We start from the raw sequence: 17,299 nt of genomic DNA on the forward strand, positions 1-17,299 counted from the left end.
AGGAGGAGGGGCGTGCTCAGCGCACGCCCCCTCCTCCTCGTCCGGCCGCGGTCGATGCCCCAGCTCAGCACCCAGCTCGACGACGGCGGCAGCCAGTGGAGGTCCGCCCCCGAGTTGAGCGCGTCAGGCGGCGCTGTCATCGGCTCCAGCGCCACTGCGACGCCCCCGGCCGGCAGCCCCGGCAGTTCGCCGGTGACGTAGACCTGCGCCCAGCGGAAGCGCTCGTCCGCCCACACCGAGACGCACTCGGCGCTGCGCGCGTCGCTGAGCCGCAGACGCGTCCGGCCGTCGACAGCACGGAGGCGGGCGTACGCGGCGTGCGACGGCGCCACCGGCACCGGGGTCGGCACGCGGAGATCGAACGCCGTCCCGCCGACCGGCATCTCCCGGGACGGGAGGTTGTCGTCCCCGAGAAGCAGCGTCCGCTCGGCGGGGACCTCCAGCAGCAGGTCCGACGCCGGCGCCCCGCCGACCCGGACGTACGGGTGCACCCCGGCCGCGACCGGCGCCGCCGTGTCCCCCCTGTTGACGACAGCGAGGGACGAAAGCACACCGGTCGGCGCCAGCCGGTACGGCACGGCCACGTCGAGTTCGAACGGATACCCCGGCGGCCGGCGCACCGCCGCCGTCAGCGTCACCGAGGCGTCGTCGCGTGCGACCACCGCGAACGCCGTCGCGGCGACCAGCCCGTGGAGGGCATTCCCCGACGCAGGCTCGGTCACCTCCAGCTGCTGCGGCTCCCCGTGGAGGGTCCAGCGCCCCGCCCGGACCCGGTTCGGCCACGGCACGAGCACCGCCCCCGACGAGACAATCGGGCCGGCCGGGTCGCCGCAGACGAGGTCAAGCCCGTCCACGCGGAGCGCCTGGAGGCTCGCGCCGACCGGCGACACGACGGCGTCGACGCGCCGTCCGGCGAAGCTCTGCGAGAGTGCGACCGGGTCAGACCGCGCGGACCTGCAGCAGCACGGACCGGTCCGGGTCGAGCGACGGCAGCTCGATCCCCACCAGCCGGAGCACCCGGCCGCTGAGCACCGCTCCGTCCGCCAGCCACGGCGGCTGGTCGCCGCCGGGACGCTCCCCGGCGGGGTACACCGCCTGCACCTCGTACGTCAGCGAATCGTCCAGGCCGGGGAGTCCAGCGCGCCCGACCGGCCACGTGCGCGGGCGCTCGGTCAGCGAGTACGCGTAGAGCGCCTCCGACCCGTCCGGGGCGACCACGCCCTCCAGCCGCGCTGCGGCCTCGGACAGGTCGGCGTGCACGACGACGCCCGAGTGCAGCAGGGCGCGGTGGGCCTTGTGGAACGCGATCCAGTCGGCCAGCGCCCTCTTCGTGTCGTCCGAGGCCGTGAGGAGGTCGATCTCGACGCCGAGGTGGCCCCAGAGCGCCTTCTCGCCGCGGTACGACAGCGGGTGGCTGCGGCGCGTGGTGTGCGACTCCTCCGCGCCGATATGGGTGCCCTGCAGCTCCGGCGGGACGAGCAGCCCGGTCCAGCGCTGGATCTCCAGCCGCTCGTGCGGGTCGTTGCAGTCGCTCGGCCAGACGCGCTGCGTGCGCTCGAGCACGCCCAGGTCGATCCGGCCGCCGCCGCTCGCGCACGACTCGATCTCGAGGCCGGGATGGCGGGAGTGCAGCTCGTCCATCAGCCGGTACGCGGCGAGCGTCTGTGCGCGCAGCCCGGGCCTCCCGCTCGGGGTGTGGCCGGCGTCCAGGAGGTAGCGGTTGTGGTCCCACTTCACGTAGGCGATGCCGAGCTCGGCGATGAGGGCGCTCATCCGGTCGAGCACGTACCCGTACGCCTCCGGATGCCCCAGGTCGAGGACGTGCTGCTGCCGGGACGGGAGGCCCGGGCCGTGCCCGGCGTCGAAGACCCACTCGGGGTGCTCGGCCGCGAGGCGCGAGTCGAGGTTGACCATCTCCGGTTCGAACCAGAGGCCGAAGTCCATGCCGAGCTCGCGAACGCGCTCGGCGATCGGACCGAGGCCGTCCGGCCAGCGCTCGGGGTCGACATCCCAGTCGCCGAGCGAGGTGGTGTCGTCGCGACGGCCGGTGAACCAGCCGTCGTCGATCACGAAGCGTTCGGCGCCGATCGCGGCTGCCTCCTCGGCGAACCGGGTGAGCGCGGCGGGGTCGTGGTCGAAGTAGACGGCCTCCCACGTGTTGACGAGCACCGGGCGCGGCGCCGCTGGGTACGAGGCGGCGGCGCGCAGGTGCCGGTGGAAGCGCGCGGCGAGCGCGTCGAGCCCGACGCCCCACGAGCCGTACTGCCACGGCGTGACGTACTCGTCGCCCTGCGCGAGCTCGACCTCGGCGGCGGCGAGGCCTTCCACGACGGAGAGACGGCGGATGTTCGCAGGAGTCCGCTCGGCGGCGAGGGCCTGGTTGCCGCTCCAGGCGAGGTGGGTCGCCCACACTCGGCCGGAGCGGAAGCCGAAGCCGCGCTCTCCCGCGGCGAGCAGGAGGGTGTGCTCCAACCCGGGCTTGCCGCCGCGGGAGGTGCGGACCCACTCGCCGACGTCGAAGGCGCGGCGCTGCGGCACACGCTCCAGCGCCCAGCGGCCGGTGAGGTCGAGCAGCTCGTCGGCGTCGCCGGGCACGGGGAGGGCGAGCTCGAGACCGTCGACACGGAACGGCTCCGGCCCGTCGTTGCGCAGCCGCGCCCGCTGGCGGACGAGGCCGCTGGCGTCGAGGACGGAGAGTTCGAGCCCCAGCGCGAGACCGTAGGCGTCGTCGGCCGCCGACACGGTGAGCGTCACGCCGTCCGGGGAGCGGTCGACCGACGCCGACGAGACCCGGAACACCGGCGCCCACCGGCGCCCCGCCGAGTCACCGACCAGCCCTGGCCTCCCCAGCCACCCTTCGGGCAGCTGAGCGAGCACCGGCACGGGCTGCGGGTACGTCACGACGCTGTCGCCGACCGCGGGCCGTGCGGTGCGCGCGACGGCGTCCAGCTCCTCCGCGGTCAGCTCGCCGAGGTCCTCGCCCCAGTGCAGGATGCGCGGCAGGCGGCGGTCGTCGAGGAGGACCACGACGCTCGTGCCTCCCGCGCGCAGGTGTACCAGGTCCGTGTCGACGTGCATGTGTTCTATTTCACCGATCCGAGGGCGAGGCCCCCGATGAAGCTGCGCTGGAAGAGCAGGAAGACGATGGTGGAGGGGACGGCCGCGACGACGGTCGCCGCAGCGATGACGGACCAGCTCGAGACGTACTCGCCCTGCAGCGAGAGCACCGCCGCGGTGATCGGGAGCTTCTCGGAGGTCTGCAGCAGAGTGATCGACCAGAGCAGGTCGTTGAAGACCCAGGTGAACGACAGCGCGCCGAGCGCGGCGAGCGCCGGACGGGTCAGCGGCAGGATCACCTGCAGGAAGATCCGGGTGGTGCTCGCGCCGTCGAGGGTCGCGGCCTCCTGCAGTTCGTGCGGGATGGTGCGCATGAAGCCGTAGAGCACGAACGTGTAGAAGCCGATGCCGAAGGCGACCTGCACGGCGACCAGGGCGCCCAGGGTGTCGTAGACGTTGAGCTGCTGGGTCAGGCGCGCCACCGGGATGAGCAGCATCTGCACCGGAAGGAGGTTGCCCGCGAGCATCATCAGCAGGATCGTCCGGCGGAACGGCACCTTGTAGCGGCTGAGCCCGAACGCGGCCGCGGCCGAGAAGAGCAGGGTGAGGATGACGGTCGGGACGGTCACGATCATGCTGTTGACCAGCGCCTGGAAGAGCCCGCCCTGGTTCCACGCCTGCGCGTAGGTGCCGAGCGTGAAGGTGTGCGGGAGGCTGGCGATGCCATTGGCCGAGATGTCGTCGAACGTCCGGAACGAGGTGACGACCACCACGAGGATCGGCGCGAACCAGGCCAGCGAGATCAGGATGCCGGTGGTGTGGAAGCCGACGGTCGCGGCGGTCCTGCGGCGGCTGCGCCGGCGGACGGCGGTCACCGGCCGGGCGCCGGCGGTGCGGGTCTGGGCTGCGGTCGCGGTCATGCTTCCTTCTCCTCGGACAGTGCGCGGACGAGGTACGACACGATGACGGCGATCGCAAGGACGAAGATCACGACGGCGATGGCCGAGGCGTAGCCGAGGGCGTGCGAGCCGAACGCGGTGGAGAACATGTACGTGCTGAGCAGTTCCGTGGAGTGGTACGGGCCGCCCCTGGTCATCGCCCAGACGATGTCGAAGGAGCGCAGCGAGTCGATGATGAGCACCGACAGCACCACGAGGTTGACGCTCCGCAGCTGCGGCATGGTCACGTGCCAGAAGCGCTGCCAGGCGGTGGCGCCATCGACGCGGGCGGCCTCCTGGACCGCGGGGTCGAGCGCCTTGAGGCCGGCGATGAACAGCACCATCACATAGCCGATCTCGCGCCACAGGGCGGCGACGATCACCGCGTAGAGCGCGGTGCTCGAGTCGCCGAGCCAGACGTGGGTCCAGCTGTGCAGGCCGACCGCGTCCAGGACGTTGTTCAGGACGCCGTTCGGCTGGAAGAACGCTCCCCAGATCAGCGCGGTGACGACCAGCGAGAAGACGATCGGCAGGAACAGGGCGGTGCGGTAGATGCCGACACCTCGGCGCTCCGACTGGAACAGCAGCGCGACGCCGAGACCGGCGGCGAAGGAGATGCCGCCGAAGAGCACGATCCAGATCGCGGTGTTCTTCAGCGCGGTGAGGAAGATCGGGTCGGAGAAGCAGGTCGACGTAGTTCTTCACGCCCACCGGGGTGGCCGGCCCGATGCCGTTCCAATGCAGGAAGGAGAGGCTGATGCCCTGGAACGCCGGCCAGAAGACGCCGACCGCCTCCACGAGGAACGGGACGAGGACGAGGGCGAACACGATCGGCGGCGGAATGGAGATCCGCCGCCGACCGCGAACAGAGGTGAGAGTGGTCACGAAGTCGCCCGGATCTTGGCGGACGCCGCGTCCCAGTCCTTGAGGATCTGGTCCAGGTTCTCGGGATGGGCGATGAAACTGGTCAGCGCGGTGTCGGCCGGCGTCTGCTGGGCGTCGCCCGCGTCCCGGTTGTAGAACTGCGTGACCTGCTTGGCGGACTGCAGCATGTCCTTGCCCTGCTTGGAGAGCGCGTCGAGGTTCAGCGACGCCTTGGAGTTCGCCGGCAGGTAGGTGCCCTGCTGGCTCGCCGCGAGGTCCGTCTGGGCCTGCGGGCTGGCGACGTAGTCGAGGAACTTCTTCGTCAGGTTCGGCTTGTCCGTCTTCACGCTCGCGATGAACCCGTCGGTCGGGCCCTCCTCCGCGACCGGCACAGAGGGGTCGATCGTCGGGAACTGGAAGAAGCCGAGGTCGCTCTGCTTGTCGGCCGGGACCGAGGGCTGGGCCCACGCGCCGAGCAGGTACATGGCGACCTTGCCCTGCGAGAAGTCGCTCATCGCCTGGTTCTGCGTGGTGCCGAGCACCGCGGGGTCGAAGTACGGGAGCACCTGCTTGAACGCGGCCATCACCTTGCGCATCTGCGGGCTGTCGTACTTCTCCTTGCCCGAGAGCAGCTTCAGGTGGAAGTCCGCTCCGTTGATGCGCAGGTCCAGGTAGTCGAACCACGCCGAGGCGAGCCAGGCGTTGTCGCTGAGGCCGGCGGTGAACGGCGTCACGCCCTGGCCCTTGATCTTCGCCGCGTCCGCGAGGAACTCGTCCCAGGTCTTCGGCGGGGTGATGCCGAGCTTCTGGAAGTCGCTCTTGAAGTAGTAGACGCCCCACCAGTAGTAGCCGGTCGGGACGACGACCTGCTTGCCGGAGGAGTCCTGGCTGAGGCTCTTGAGCGAGGACGGGAAGTCGCTGCCGTGGTCCTTCCACACGCTGGACAGATCGAGCAGGAGGTTCTGGTCGGCGAAGTCGCGCGTCGCCTGGCCGGCGTACCAGGTGTAGACGTCCGGCGGGTTCTTGGCGGTGAGGTAGGACGGCAGCTGCTGGTTGAAGGTGGTGGTCGGGATGGTGTTCACCTTGACCTGGCCTTCGCCCTTGGCGTTGAAGTCCTTCACCAGCTTGTCGAGCCCGCCCTTCTCCGCGTCGGTGAAGCGGGACTGCAGGATCAGGGGTCCGGAGGCGTCCGGTCCGCTCTTGGCCTGCTGCGCTTCACCCGACGTGGAGACGCAGCCCGCGAGCAGCGCCGTCGCGGCGACGGCGCTGCCGAGCGCCGTCAGCCATCGGGTGGTCTTTCGGGTCATCTTCGACTCCATTTCGTGGGTGTGATCGCGAGGGGTCGACCGAAGGAGAATCCTACGTCCGACGACATCAACGGTAGGCTCGTCCACCCTGTCGCCGTAGCAGAATCCGGCGACGTATCTGGACATTTCGACGACTGTGGCGCAGAATCGTGCGGTGCTCATCCCCGACGGATTCCCCGGCCAGCGCATGCTGGTCCTCCCCGTCCGCGCGTCCGGGAGTTCCTCCAGCAGCCGGGAACGACGCGACTCGTCGTGACGGACAGCGGGTATTTCCCGAAAGCCGACTCCCACGGACGCCGCCGGACCACGCCGATCGCGCAGGCCATCGTGATCGCCTGCGTCGACGGATCGGGCTGGTGCGAGACCGAAGCTGGACGATTCCCCGTGCACCAGGGGCAGGTCGTCGTGATCCCGCCCCGGCAGCCCCACGCGTACGGAGCCGACGTGGACAATCCGTGGACGCTCTGGTGGTTCCACGCCGCCGGACCCGATGTGGAGCCGTTCCTGGCCGCCGCGGGCATGACCGCGGAGAACCCCGTCCGCCGGCCCAGGGACCTCTACCCGGTCGTCTCGCTCATGTCGGAGGTGCTGGCCTGGACGGAGCGGGACAGCACGACGACGAGCCTCAACGCCGCTGCCGGCGCCGCCTGGCACGCCCTCACCCTGCTGGCCTCCGAGCGGTCGCGCACGGACGAGGCGGGCGATGTGATCGACCACGCGACCGAGTACCTCCGCGCGCACATCGCCGACCGGGTGACCGTTCCCGAGCTCGCCGCGATGGCCTCCCTCAGCACCTCGCACTTCAGCGCCCTGTTCAAGCGGCACGTCGGCTATCCGGTGCTGCAGTATCAGACCATGCTGCGGATGTCGCGCGCACGCGAGCTGCTCGACACCACGTCCGCGACGGTGGCGGCCATCGCGGCCGAGGTCGGCTACCCGGACTCGTTCTACTTCGCCCGGCAGTTCAAGAAGGTGCACGGCATGACGGCGCGGGAGTACCGGGAGCAGCACAAGGGCTGATCCCGGTCGCCCGGCTCTCCGCTCGCGCGAGCGGTCAGTTGACGTACGCGCTCTCCGCCTCTGCGAGCAGTTCGCGCACGAGCGGCGCCGCAGGGTCGCGCTCGGCGAGCCCGGTGAGGATCGCACCGGCGCGGGCCGCGTCGCCGTCGAGCAGGGCGAGCTCGGCGTCCATGACCGCGACCAGCTCCCGGTGGGTCTGCTCGACGTCCTCCGTGAAGATCAGCATCGTCGGCAGCGAGGTCGCGAAGTAGTCGATCGTGGCGTGCTGCCTCCGGGCGACCTCCACGTAGTTCGCGAACTCCGCCGTGAGCCGGGCCGCCCGGTCGAGGTCGCCGAGCCGTCGGGCGGCGAGCACCGAGTAGTACGTCATCGGCGAGTGCGGCACGGCCGACATCGTGGTGAAGTCGCCCGCGCTGCTCGCCGCCGCCCGCCAGGCGTCCTCGGCCGCCGAGGTCAGCCCCGCGGCCTGGCTCGCGTCGCCGAAGGCCAGCAGGAGGTCGGACCGGTTGGCCAGTGGATGCGGCGCCTCGCCGAGCGACGCGGGGACGTCGACGGCCGTCGCCAGCGCTGCGACCGCGCGGCCCGGGTCGCCCAGCGCGAGCGCCTCGCCCGCGACCGCGCGCTGGGCCAGCGTCCACACCCGGATGGTCTCGCCTTCGCCGCCCTCCCAGGGGCTGAAGCGCCGCGCCGAGAGCAGCGCGGCCGCCTCGTCGTGGCGGCCGACGAGCACGAGCAACTCGGCGTAGGCGAGGGCCAGGTCGTCGCGTTCGGCGATGAGGTCGGCCGCGTCGGCCAGGGCGTCGAGCCTGTCCTGCGGGGAGGCGCCGACCCGGCGCGCGAGCTGGTCCGCCTCGTACCGCAGCTTGGCGTCGCCCGCCGCGGCCTGCACCGCCTGCCGGTAGCGGCGGACTGCCTCCTCGGGCCGGCCTTGCACGTTGTAGGCGGCGAGGCCGAGGCCACGAAGCGACACCGCGTCGCCGGGGTCCTGCTCGACCGCGCGCTCCAGGTGGGCGATCGCCTCCTCGTAGCGACGGTGGAAGTACAGCCAGTGGCCGAGCAGCGCGTACGCCCGGGCGTCGCCGGTACCCTCGATGCGCCGTTCGAGCAGGCGGGCGTCGTCCCTGCCGCCGGCGAAGCAGCGATCGGCGGAGACCGCGCGGGCGGCCTGGAGGGCGGCAGCGGCCTCCTCCGGCCGCACCAGTTCGTCGAGAAGCTCGGCTCGGGCGTAGTGGATGAGCGCGAGCGGGTCGCCGGCGCCGGGGACGGGACGGCTGACCGCCGCTTCGGCGGCCGCGTCGAGGATGCGGAGCGCGTCGGAGGGCAGGCCGAGCGAGTGGTACTCCGCCGCGAGGTCGCGCAGCGTCCCGGCGTCCGTGTCGGGCCGTGCGCCGGTGAGGTCGTTCAGCCACGCGTCGAGCGGGTCGAGGGCGCGTGCGGCCGCGAGCGCGGCCTCCGCCTCCGTCGCCCGGCCCAGCGCGCGCAGCGCGATCACGCGCACGGCGACGGCCTGAAGCTGGTCCGGGTCGAGCCGCGCGGCCTGGTCGGCGTGGCCGAGGGCGTCCTCCCAGCGGCCGGCTCGCGCCGCGATGCGCGCCCGGGCGACCGCCGAGGCCGGGCGCCAGGCATAGGCCCATCCTGCCTTCGCGAACGCGTCGTCGGCCTCCCGGTCGCGGCCGGTCTCGGTCAGCACCACACCGAGGAGGTACGAGGCTTCGCCGTCGGCGGGGTTGGGGTTCCTGCGCGTCTGCCGCCGGAGCGCCGAGCGGAGGTGCGCCTCCGCCTCGGCCAGGCGGCCGGCGGCGAGCCGCGCGGACGCGACCGCGATGTTGGAGCGCGAGTCCCCGGGATCACGGCGCAGCGCCTCCTGCCAATACGGCTCAGGCGAGCGCGTCGCGTGCCGGTACTGCGCGAGGTGCACGCCGGTGAGGTAGAGCTCGTCGATCGAGTCGATCTCGGCGGGGGCGGGAGGCTCGGTCGCGGTCTCGAAGCCGTCCGCGGCGGCGTCACGATAGCGCGTGGTGGAGCGCAGCCGCTCGACGCCGTCGATCTCGGCGACCAGGTCGAGGTCTCCGGCGGCGACCGGCACCGTCGCCCGCGCCGGCTGTCCCGGCGCGACCGGGAAGCGCTCCGACCAGACGGTCGCCCCTTCCGCGTCGAGCAACCGGAGGGCGACCTCCGCGAACACCCGGGTGGCCGCGATCCCGACGCTCGCCGTCCGCTCCGCCCCGTCGCCCGCGACGACCAGGCTCAGCGCGAGCTCGGTCGACGCCTGCGTGAGCGGGCCGATGCCGTGGTACGGGAACCAGAACTGGCTGAAGGTCTTCGTCTCACCCGGCGCGAGGTAGGAGAAGTCGGGCTGGTTGTCGGTGTAGACGCCGGCCATCAGCTCGACGTAGGCGCTGCCGTCGTCGCTGAGGTTCGCGTCCCACGCCCAGCCGAACGGCGAGTTGCCCCACGTCCACTGCTTCTTGCCCGGGGCGATGTGGTGGTCGGCGACGTGGGCGAAGCCGAGCGCCGTGGAGTGGTCATAGCCGCCGAAGAAGTCGTCCTCGCTCGCGACGCACATGTAAGACGTCGGCACCGGGATGTTGCGGTACCAGTCGATGCGGTCGGCGTCGTCGGCGACGTACGTCGGGTCGTCCCGGTCGGCTCTCGCCGCGTAGTCGATCCCGTAGTAGGGCCGGTCGGCCGCCGGGAACGCGGTCGCCGCGCGCTTCGCGTGATCGGCGACGATGTGCACGTCGGTCGGGAAGAACGACTGGTACTCGTCGTGCACGCGCACCGCCACGTTCGCCCACCAGAGGAACGTCTGGGTGGTGTCCGTGCGGTTGAACAGCCGCACCCGGGCCTCCAGCACCGCGCTCCCGGGGCGGACCCGGATGCCGTGCATGCCCTTCATGCGCGAGAACGGGTCGTGGTCGGAGCACCACACCGTCGCCGAGCCGTCGGCCTCCCGTTCGATCGTCCAGTCCATCGGCAGGAACGTCGCCGGGCGGTGGTGCTGCGGCCAGTTGAACTCGATGCCGCCGGAGATCCACGGGCCGGCCAGGCCGACCAGGGCAGGCTTGATGACGTCGTTGCGGTAGAAGAAGTCCTGGCCGGTCGTCTTGTCCACGGCGATGTGGACGCGGCCGCCGAGCTCGGGCAGGATCACCAGGCGCAGGTACTCGTTCTCGAGGTGCACCGCCTGCCAGGTGCGCTCGGTCGCGTCGTGGCTGACCGATTCGACGAACGGCAGCGGGTACACCCGGCCGGACGAGCCCTGATACACGCGGGACTCCAGGAAGGCCGGCAGGCGGCCGGGTTCGCCGGGCTCGTAGGTGCGGACGGCGACGGGCTCGCTCCACGCGGCGACGGCGTCGTCGCGCTGGCTCTCCGGGATGGGCGGAAGGGGGAACGAGGCGGGAAGTTCGGACATATGCAGGACCCTATTGGCCCGGCTTCCGCCGGAGAATATGCGTTCCCACGCATCATCTGGACATTTCTATTGCCCTGTTCGGCGAGCTGAGTGCCACAGCGCCGAACCTGAACCTTCTCTGGATGCACTTCCGCCGCAATCGGCGTAGCGTGTCGCAAACGCGATACATCGCGTTTGGAACCACGACCCACCGACGAAGGGGACAGATGGACGTGAACACGAAACACAGTCTCCGAGTCCATATTCACCCGGGAGCGACGACGGGGTGGCGACGGTCATGGGCGTGATCGCCGGCATCCTCCTCGGCTTCCTGCTGATCGCCGTGGCGGGCATCGTGACCGGGGTGCTCATCATCCGGGCGCTCTACCGGAGCATCCGGCGCAATCGCACCGTCAGGGAGGTCGCGCTCCGGACGCGCGCGGCGGTGACCTACGGCCCGCAGCACCAGGTGCTGAAGCTGCGGCTCCGGCTCGCCGACAGCCTCGAGAGCGGCAGGACCGCCATCCAGTTCGCACAGCACGGTGCGGGGCCGCACGGGGAGGTCGCCCGGCTGTTCCGGCGCATCCAGGCGGAAGGCGCGACCGTCGAGTCCCAGCTCCGCCTGCTCCAGAGCGAGACCGATGCGACAGTGCTCGCGACGGAGGTCCCGATCGTCCGGGACCGCGTCGAACAGGTCGAGGCCCTCGTCCGCAGCCTCCGATCGGCCGTGGCCTCCGGGCTCGGCGGCCCGAGCGACGACGCGCTCGCCGCGCTCCGGGCGGACGTCGACCGCGAGGTCGCCGCCCTCCATGCCGGAGTGCAGGAGCTCCACACCCTCCACTCCTTCGACGCGGGTCAGGAGCCGCGTCGCCAGAACACCACCCATCTCACCAGGGGGAACGAATCATGAGCGACAACACCGCGCGCATGCGCAACATCTTCCGCATCAAGACCTCGCGTGCACTCGACAGGATGGAGGACCCGCGCGAGGCCCTCGACGACAGCTACGACCAGCAGGTCCGGATGCTCCAGCAGGTGCGCCAGGGCCTCGCCGAAGTGGCGACGGCCCGCAAGCGGATCGAGCTGCAGGGCCAGGAGCTGGGCGCACGCTACCAGCGGCTCACCCAGCACGCTCAGGAGGCCCTGAACCAGGGGCGCGAAGACCTCGCCCGCACCGCGCTGGAGCGCCGCGCGCTGCTGGAGAACCGGGTGACGACGCTCCGCGACCAGCACGCCGCCCTGCAGAAGCAGCAATCGCAGCTGGAGGACAACGAGCGGCGCCTCGCGGAACGGATCGAGAGCTTCCGCGTCGAGAAGGAGACGATGAAGGCCACCTACACCGCCTCGCGGGCGCAGGCGCGCGCCAACGAGGTCGCGGCGGGCATCAGCACGCAGCTGAACGACGCCGGGGCAAGCCTCAACCGGGCGAAGGACAAGATCGCGCAGATGCAGGCCCGCGCGGCGGCCACCGAGGAGCTGATCGCCACCGGCGCCCTGCACGACCAGTCGGCGCCGGCGGACTCCGACCTCGAACGTCAGCTCTCGGCCGGCATGACCCGGGCGGACATCGAGCGGCAGCTGAAGTCGATGAAGGACGCGGACGCGACCGCGCACGACTCGGTGGCCCGGGACGAGGACGCCTGGCTCAGCATCGGCAGCTAGAGCGCCCCCGCATCCACCTGCACCGGATACCCGCCCCGCAGCACCGCGAGCGTGGACGGCGGCGTCAGCACCGTCGCCGTCCCGCGCCGCGGACGCACCAGCCGCTCCCCGTACCCCTCGCTCCCCCACACGCTGAGATGGTCGCCGACCACCACCGCCGACCGCCCCTCCACGACCGCGAACGCGCCGTCCGGCAGTGACGACCACGCCGCCTCGTGGAGACGCCGCCGGTGAGTGCGCGGAAAGAGGCGTTCGGCGTGCAGCACGCGATTCATCTCGCCCGCGGAGGGCAGCGCGGCGCCGGTCTCCGACGCCCAGGCCGCCTGGTACTGCTTGTACGCCGCCCAGCGGCACTCGGCGCACGGGCGGTGTCCTGCCGCGAACGCGACCGCCTCGTCGTGGAAGAACAGGAACGTGTAGCGTCCCGGCCGCCAGAGCTCGTGCTGACGGTCGCGGAACTCCAGGGCGCACGTGATCCAGAGGTTCCCGCCGTGGAACCGGACGACCTCCTCGCCCTCGTGCAGGCGGCCGCGGTTGCCGGTCCACGCTCCCCGCAGCGGGATTGCGACGATCTCGCCGGTGGGGGCGACCCGGTTCCGGTACGGTGACACGGCGGTCAGGCGCTCCAGAGCGCCGGGACGAGCACCCAGAGCACCTCGGCGCCGTCGTCGGTGAGCACGCGCCAGCTGTGCGGCTCGTGGCCGCTGAACGTCAGGCTGTCGCCGGGGCCGAGCTGCCACTCGCGGTCGGAGAAGCGGACCTCGATCTCTCCGCGGAGGACGTGCAGCACGTCGACGTCCGCGGCCACCGCGTAGAGCTCCTCGCCGCCATGCCCGCCGGTTTGGATGACGGACCGGATGACCTGGACCCGCGACTCCGTGCGCGGCGAGAGCAGGCGCTCCTCCGTGTCCACGCCGCCGAGGTTGACCTTGGCGCCGGTGCCGGCCGGGACGAGCTGGACGTCCGGCTCTTCGAACAGCGAGCCGACCGGGATGGAGAGGACGTCGCACAGGCTGATCAGTGACGAGACGCTCGGGGAGGTCATGTCGCGTTCGACCCGGGAGAGGAAGCCCTTGGTCAGCCCGGTGATCTGCGCGACCTCGTCGATCGTCAGCTGTTGCGCCCGGCGCGCCGCGCGCAGCCGCGGGCCGATGGCCACGCGGCGGTCGGCGGGTTCGAGGGGCATCGGGCGCATGGGACAACGGTAACCGGTCGGCGCGGTTCCGCCGCCGAATCGGGTGAGCGCGTTGACGTCGACGGGATCGCGTTGTAGCCTCTCATGCAACAAAGGTTCCGTGACAGGCAACCCGCATCACAGCAACGCACAGCACCGAGGAGGCTGCATGCCGCACAACGTCGGCCCCATCGACTCGTCGCGCACGCCCCGCTACGCCGGTCGCGATGGCTTCGCCCGGCTGCCCCGGCTCGACCAGGTGGGCCGGGCCGACATCGTCGTGGCGGGCGTCCCGTTCGACACCGGCGTCTCCTACCGCCCTGGCGCGCGCTTCGGCCCGAACCACATCCGGGAGGCCTCCCGCCTGCTCCGCCCGTACAACCCGGCGCTCGACGTCTCGCCGTTCGAGCTGACGCAGGTCGCCGACGCGGGCGACATCGCGGTCAACCCGTTCGACATCGCGGAGGCGATCGAGACCATCCAGTCGGCGGCCTACGACCTCACCGACGACGGGACGCGCCTGGTCACGCTCGGCGGCGACCACACCATCTCCCTCCCGCTGCTGCGGGCCGCCGCCGAGCGTCACGGCCCGGTCGCCCTCCTGCACTTCGACGCGCACCTCGACACCTGGGACACCTACTTCGGCGCCGAGTTCACGCACGGCACGCCGTTCCGCCGGGCGTTCGAGGAGGGCATCCTCGACACCGAGGCGCTCAGCCACGTCGGCACCCGCGGCCCGCTCTACGGCAAGAAGGACCTCGACGACGACCACCGCTTCGGCTTCGGCATCGTCACGAGCGCCGACGTCTACCGGCAGGGCGTGGACGAGGTCGTCGCGAAGCTCCGCGACCGGATCGGGGACCGCCCGCTCTACCTCTCCATCGACATCGACGTGCTCGACCCGGCGCACGCGCCGGGAACCGGCACCCCGGAGGCCGGCGGCGTCACCAGCCGCGAGCTGCTGGAGATCATCCGCGGCTTCGTCGGCCTCAACCTGATCGGCGCGGACGTCGTGGAGGTCGCCCCGGCCTACGACCACGCCGAGCTCACCGGGGTGGCGGCCTCCCACCTCGCCTACGACCTGGTGTCGCTGCTCGCGCTGCGGCATCGGGACACCGCCGCTCCCGCCACTGAGCCGGCGGCGCACCTCCTCGCTCCCCCACTGAAAGACGCCATCTCCCTCACCCCACCCCTCCCGAAGAAAGGGATCCCCGCAATGTCCGACGACGACGTCACCGCTGCACTGAACCCGCGCCCCAAGATCACCGAGGTGGAGGCCCACGGGATCGACACCATCCCGGACGCCGACCGCACCTCGAACTGGCTCGACCTGGCCCGCATCCAGTTCGGCGGCGTGAACACGTTCGCCACCATCCTGCTCGGCACCTTCCCCATCGCGCTCGGGCTGTCGTTCTGGCAGGCCGTCGCCGCGACCGTTCTCGGCGTCGCCGTCGGCATCGCGTTCCTGGCGCCGATGGCGCTGTTCGGGCCGAAGACCGGGACGAACAACGCTGTCTCCTCCGGCGCGCTGTTCGGCGTCCGCGGCCGGATCGTCGGCTCGTTCCTCTCGCTGCTGACCGCGATCGCGTTCTACTCGATCTCGGTGTGGGTGTCCGGCGACGCGATCGTCGGCGCGCTCACCCGGCTCGCGGGGGTGCCCGACTCGATCGGGCTGCGGCTCGGCATCTACGCGATCATCGGCCTGATCGTGATCGTCGTGGTGATCTACGGCTACCAGTTCATGCTGCTGGTCAACAAGGTCGCGGTCTTCGCGAACACCGCCCTGATCCTCCTCGCCGTGGTCGCCTACTCCGGGGTGTTCGACGCCGGCTACGACCCGGGCACGAAGGCGCTGGCCATCGGAGGCGCGTTCTGGCCGACCTTCATCGCCGCCGCGCTCATCGTCATGGCCAACCCCATCTCCTTCGGCGCGTTCCTCGGAGACTGGTCGCGCTACATCCCGCGGGCGACCAAGCCGCGCAAGCTCATCGGCGCGACCATCCTCGGCCAGGGCCTCGGGCTCATCCCGCTGCTGTTCGGTGTCGCCACCGCCACGCTCGTGGTCGGCAAGGCGGACTACGTGGTCTCGCTCATCCACGTCTCGCCGCTCTGGTACGCGCTGCTGCTGCTGGTGGTCGCGTTCATCGGCGGCCTGTCGACCGGCACGACCTCCCTCTACGGCACCGGCCTGGACTTCTCGTCCGTCGTGCCGCGGTTCAGCCGGGTGCAGGCCACGATCTTCATCGGCACCATCGCGTTCCTCTTCATCCTGGTCGGCCGGCTCGTGTTCGACCTGCTCGGGACGGTGAACGCGTTCGTGGGCGCCATCGTCGTCACGACGACCCCGTGGATGGTCATCATGACGATCGGCTACGTCGTGCGGCGCGGATTCTACGACCCGTCCGACCTCCAGGTGTTCAACCGCGGCGAGACCGGCGGCCGGTACTGGTTCGCGGCCGGCGTGAACTGGCGCGGGATGACAGCGTGGATCGTCGCCGCCGTCGTCGGCCTGCTGTTCGCCGACTATCCGCCGATCATCGTCGGGCCGTTCAGCGGCCTCGCCGGCGGCATCGACCTGAGCCTGCTGTCGAGCGTGGTCGTGGCCGGCGTCCTGTACGGGGCGCTGCTCGCGGTCTTCCCGGAGCCGCGCTACGTGTTCGGCCCGGAGGGTCCCCGCGGCGTGCGCGCGGCCGACGCGGCCGTGCCGCCCATCCACCTGGACGAGCGGTCGGCGGCGGCCCGTGCGCACGCGCGCCGGGCGAACAGCCGGCCGCTGGACGGGAACACGTTCGAGCAGGAGGTCGGCGCATGAGTGAGCGGGACGTCCTCGCCGCGGTCGACCGGATCGTCGACGACTTCGCCAACCACCGCCGCGACGCGTACTTCTCGGGCTTCGCCGACGACGCCAGCTTCGTCCTGCACACCCACCCTGTGCGGCTGGAGTCGCGCGCCGAGTACGAGGCGGCCTGGGACGCCTGGGAGCGCGACGGCTTCCAGGTGCTCGGCTGCCGCTCGACGGGACGGCGTGTGCAGTTCGCGGGCGACGACGTCGCGATCTTCACGCACGATGTGGAGACCGAACTCGCCGACGGCGACGCTCGCACGACCGTGCGGGAGCGCGAGACCATCGTCATGCAGCGCCGCGACGGCTCGTGGACGTGCGTCCACGAGCACCTGTCACCCCGGGAGGACTAGTTGTCGGTCATCGACCTCAGCCACCCGATCCGCACCGGGATGACGGTCTTCCCCGGCGACCCGGAGGTGCGCGTGGAACCGGCCCTGTCCATCGCCGAGGCCGGGGTGAGCGTGCTGAGCGTGGAGCTCGGCAGCCACACCGGCACGCACATCGACGCGCCCTCCCACACGGTCGAGGGCGGTGCGACGATCGACGCCGTCGACCTCGGCCGGCTGATCGGGCCGGCGCGCGTGGTCGACGTGAGCGGCCTCCCGCCGCGCACGCGGATCAGCGTGGACGACGTGCGCGAGGCGCTGAGGGAGGTCGGGCCGGGCGACATCGTGCTGTTCCGCACGGGCTGGTCGGCGCGGTTCGACGAGCCCGGCTACGCCGACCACCCGTTCCTGGACGCCGGGATCGCCTCCGCCCTGCTCGACGCCGGCGTGACCGTGGTCGGCGTCGACGCGCTCAACCCGGACGAGACCGTGGCGGACGACCCGGCCCCTGCCCTGCCGTTCCACGACGTGTTCCTCGGCGCGGGCGGCCTCATCATCGAGAACCTGACCGGGCTCGACCGGGTCACGGCACGGGCGCCGCGGTTCGTGGGGCTGCCGCTGCCGATCGCGGGAGGCGACGGTGCCCCGCTCCGGGCCGTGATCATCGAAGACTGAGCGACGATTCGTGCCGAATGTCGCGTCTCACGCG

General features: G+C 71.5%; 13 protein-coding genes and 3 pseudogenes. 8 read left to right on the forward strand and 8 right to left on the reverse strand.

Features of this window, described 5'->3' with window-relative positions:
- Window positions 1–12 precede the first annotated feature (12 nt).
- Window positions 13–201 (forward strand): hypothetical protein, encoded by a 189-nt coding sequence (locus ACQ86L_RS09910; protein WP_434318731.1) that lies wholly within the window; start codon window positions 13–15, stop codon window positions 199–201.
- Here the strand turns inward: ACQ86L_RS09910 and ACQ86L_RS09915 are convergent.
- The 5 genes and pseudogenes from ACQ86L_RS09915 to ACQ86L_RS09935 form a co-directional block, all read right to left on the reverse strand.
- A pseudogene (locus tag ACQ86L_RS09915) lies at window positions 132–890 on the reverse strand (aldose 1-epimerase family protein); the annotation flags it as partial. The gene ACQ86L_RS09910 and the pseudogene ACQ86L_RS09915 overlap by 70 nt on opposite strands.
- Window positions 891–939: 49 nt before the next feature.
- Window positions 940–3,078: an alpha-galactosidase gene (locus tag ACQ86L_RS09920; protein ID WP_434318732.1), complete on the reverse strand. Its 2,139-nt coding sequence runs from the start codon at window positions 3,076–3,078 to the stop codon at window positions 940–942.
- 5 nt (window positions 3,079–3,083) lie between these two features.
- On the reverse strand, window positions 3,084–3,977 hold the full coding sequence (locus tag ACQ86L_RS09925) for a carbohydrate ABC transporter permease (protein WP_434318733.1): 894 nt from the start codon (window positions 3,975–3,977) through the stop codon (window positions 3,084–3,086).
- Complete coding sequence (locus ACQ86L_RS09930) at window positions 3,974–4,627, reverse strand: carbohydrate ABC transporter permease (protein ID WP_434318734.1); 654 nt, start codon at window positions 4,625–4,627, stop codon at window positions 3,974–3,976. The genes ACQ86L_RS09925 and ACQ86L_RS09930 overlap by 4 nt, the downstream gene beginning before the upstream one ends.
- Before the next feature lie 249 nt (window positions 4,628–4,876).
- Complete coding sequence (locus tag ACQ86L_RS09935; RefSeq protein WP_434318735.1) at window positions 4,877–6,166, reverse strand: ABC transporter substrate-binding protein; 1,290 nt, start codon at window positions 6,164–6,166, stop codon at window positions 4,877–4,879.
- A gap of 252 nt (window positions 6,167–6,418) precedes the next feature.
- Here ACQ86L_RS09935 and ACQ86L_RS09940 point away from each other — a divergent pair, with 252 nt between their 5' ends.
- Window positions 6,419–7,186, forward strand: coding sequence for an AraC family transcriptional regulator (locus ACQ86L_RS09940; protein WP_434318736.1), 768 nt, complete (start codon window positions 6,419–6,421; stop codon window positions 7,184–7,186).
- Between the two features lie 34 nt (window positions 7,187–7,220).
- Here the strand turns inward: ACQ86L_RS09940 and ACQ86L_RS09945 are convergent, their stop codons facing one another.
- Window positions 7,221–10,604 (reverse strand): DUF5107 domain-containing protein, encoded by a 3,384-nt coding sequence (locus tag ACQ86L_RS09945; RefSeq protein WP_434318737.1) that lies wholly within the window; start codon window positions 10,602–10,604, stop codon window positions 7,221–7,223.
- A 265-nt stretch (window positions 10,605–10,869) separates the two neighbouring features.
- On the opposite strand from ACQ86L_RS09945, the gene ACQ86L_RS09950 reads away from it, so the two are divergent.
- Both ACQ86L_RS09950 and ACQ86L_RS09955 read left to right on the forward strand, forming a co-directional pair.
- Window positions 10,870–11,493, forward strand: coding sequence for a hypothetical protein (locus ACQ86L_RS09950; protein WP_434318738.1), 624 nt, complete (start codon window positions 10,870–10,872; stop codon window positions 11,491–11,493).
- A complete protein-coding gene (locus tag ACQ86L_RS09955; protein ID WP_434318739.1) occupies window positions 11,490–12,245 on the forward strand; it encodes a PspA/IM30 family protein in 756 nt (251 codons plus the stop codon). Before ACQ86L_RS09950 ends, ACQ86L_RS09955 begins: the two co-directional genes overlap by 4 nt.
- Here ACQ86L_RS09955 and ACQ86L_RS09960 read toward each other — a convergent pair.
- On the reverse strand, window positions 12,242–12,856 hold the full coding sequence (locus ACQ86L_RS09960; RefSeq protein WP_434318740.1) for a hypothetical protein: 615 nt from the start codon (window positions 12,854–12,856) through the stop codon (window positions 12,242–12,244). The two genes, ACQ86L_RS09955 and ACQ86L_RS09960, sit on opposite strands and share 4 nt — an antisense overlap.
- 5 nt (window positions 12,857–12,861) lie before the next feature.
- Window positions 12,862–13,440, reverse strand: coding sequence for a helix-turn-helix domain-containing protein (locus ACQ86L_RS09965; RefSeq protein ID WP_434318741.1), 579 nt, complete (start codon window positions 13,438–13,440; stop codon window positions 12,862–12,864).
- A gap of 148 nt (window positions 13,441–13,588) precedes the next feature.
- Here ACQ86L_RS09965 and speB point away from each other — a divergent pair.
- The 4 genes and pseudogenes from speB to ACQ86L_RS09985 all read left to right on the forward strand — a co-directional run.
- Window positions 13,589–14,524: pseudogene (gene speB / locus ACQ86L_RS09970) on the forward strand (agmatinase); the annotation flags it as partial.
- A gap of 198 nt (window positions 14,525–14,722) precedes the next feature.
- A pseudogene (locus ACQ86L_RS09975) lies at window positions 14,723–16,231 on the forward strand (purine-cytosine permease family protein); the annotation flags it as partial.
- Entirely contained in the window at window positions 16,228–16,614 is a 387-nt protein-coding gene (locus ACQ86L_RS09980; RefSeq protein ID WP_434318742.1) for a nuclear transport factor 2 family protein, read from the forward strand. The pseudogene ACQ86L_RS09975 and the gene ACQ86L_RS09980, both read left to right, overlap by 4 nt.
- Complete coding sequence (locus ACQ86L_RS09985; protein ID WP_434318743.1) at window positions 16,615–17,265, forward strand: cyclase family protein; 651 nt, start codon at window positions 16,615–16,617, stop codon at window positions 17,263–17,265.
- Window positions 17,266–17,299 lie beyond the last annotated feature (34 nt).

The organism is Leifsonia sp. P73 (genome assembly GCF_051059105.1).
In the GTDB taxonomy this organism is placed as follows: Bacteria; Actinomycetota; Actinomycetes; order Actinomycetales; family Microbacteriaceae; genus Leifsonia.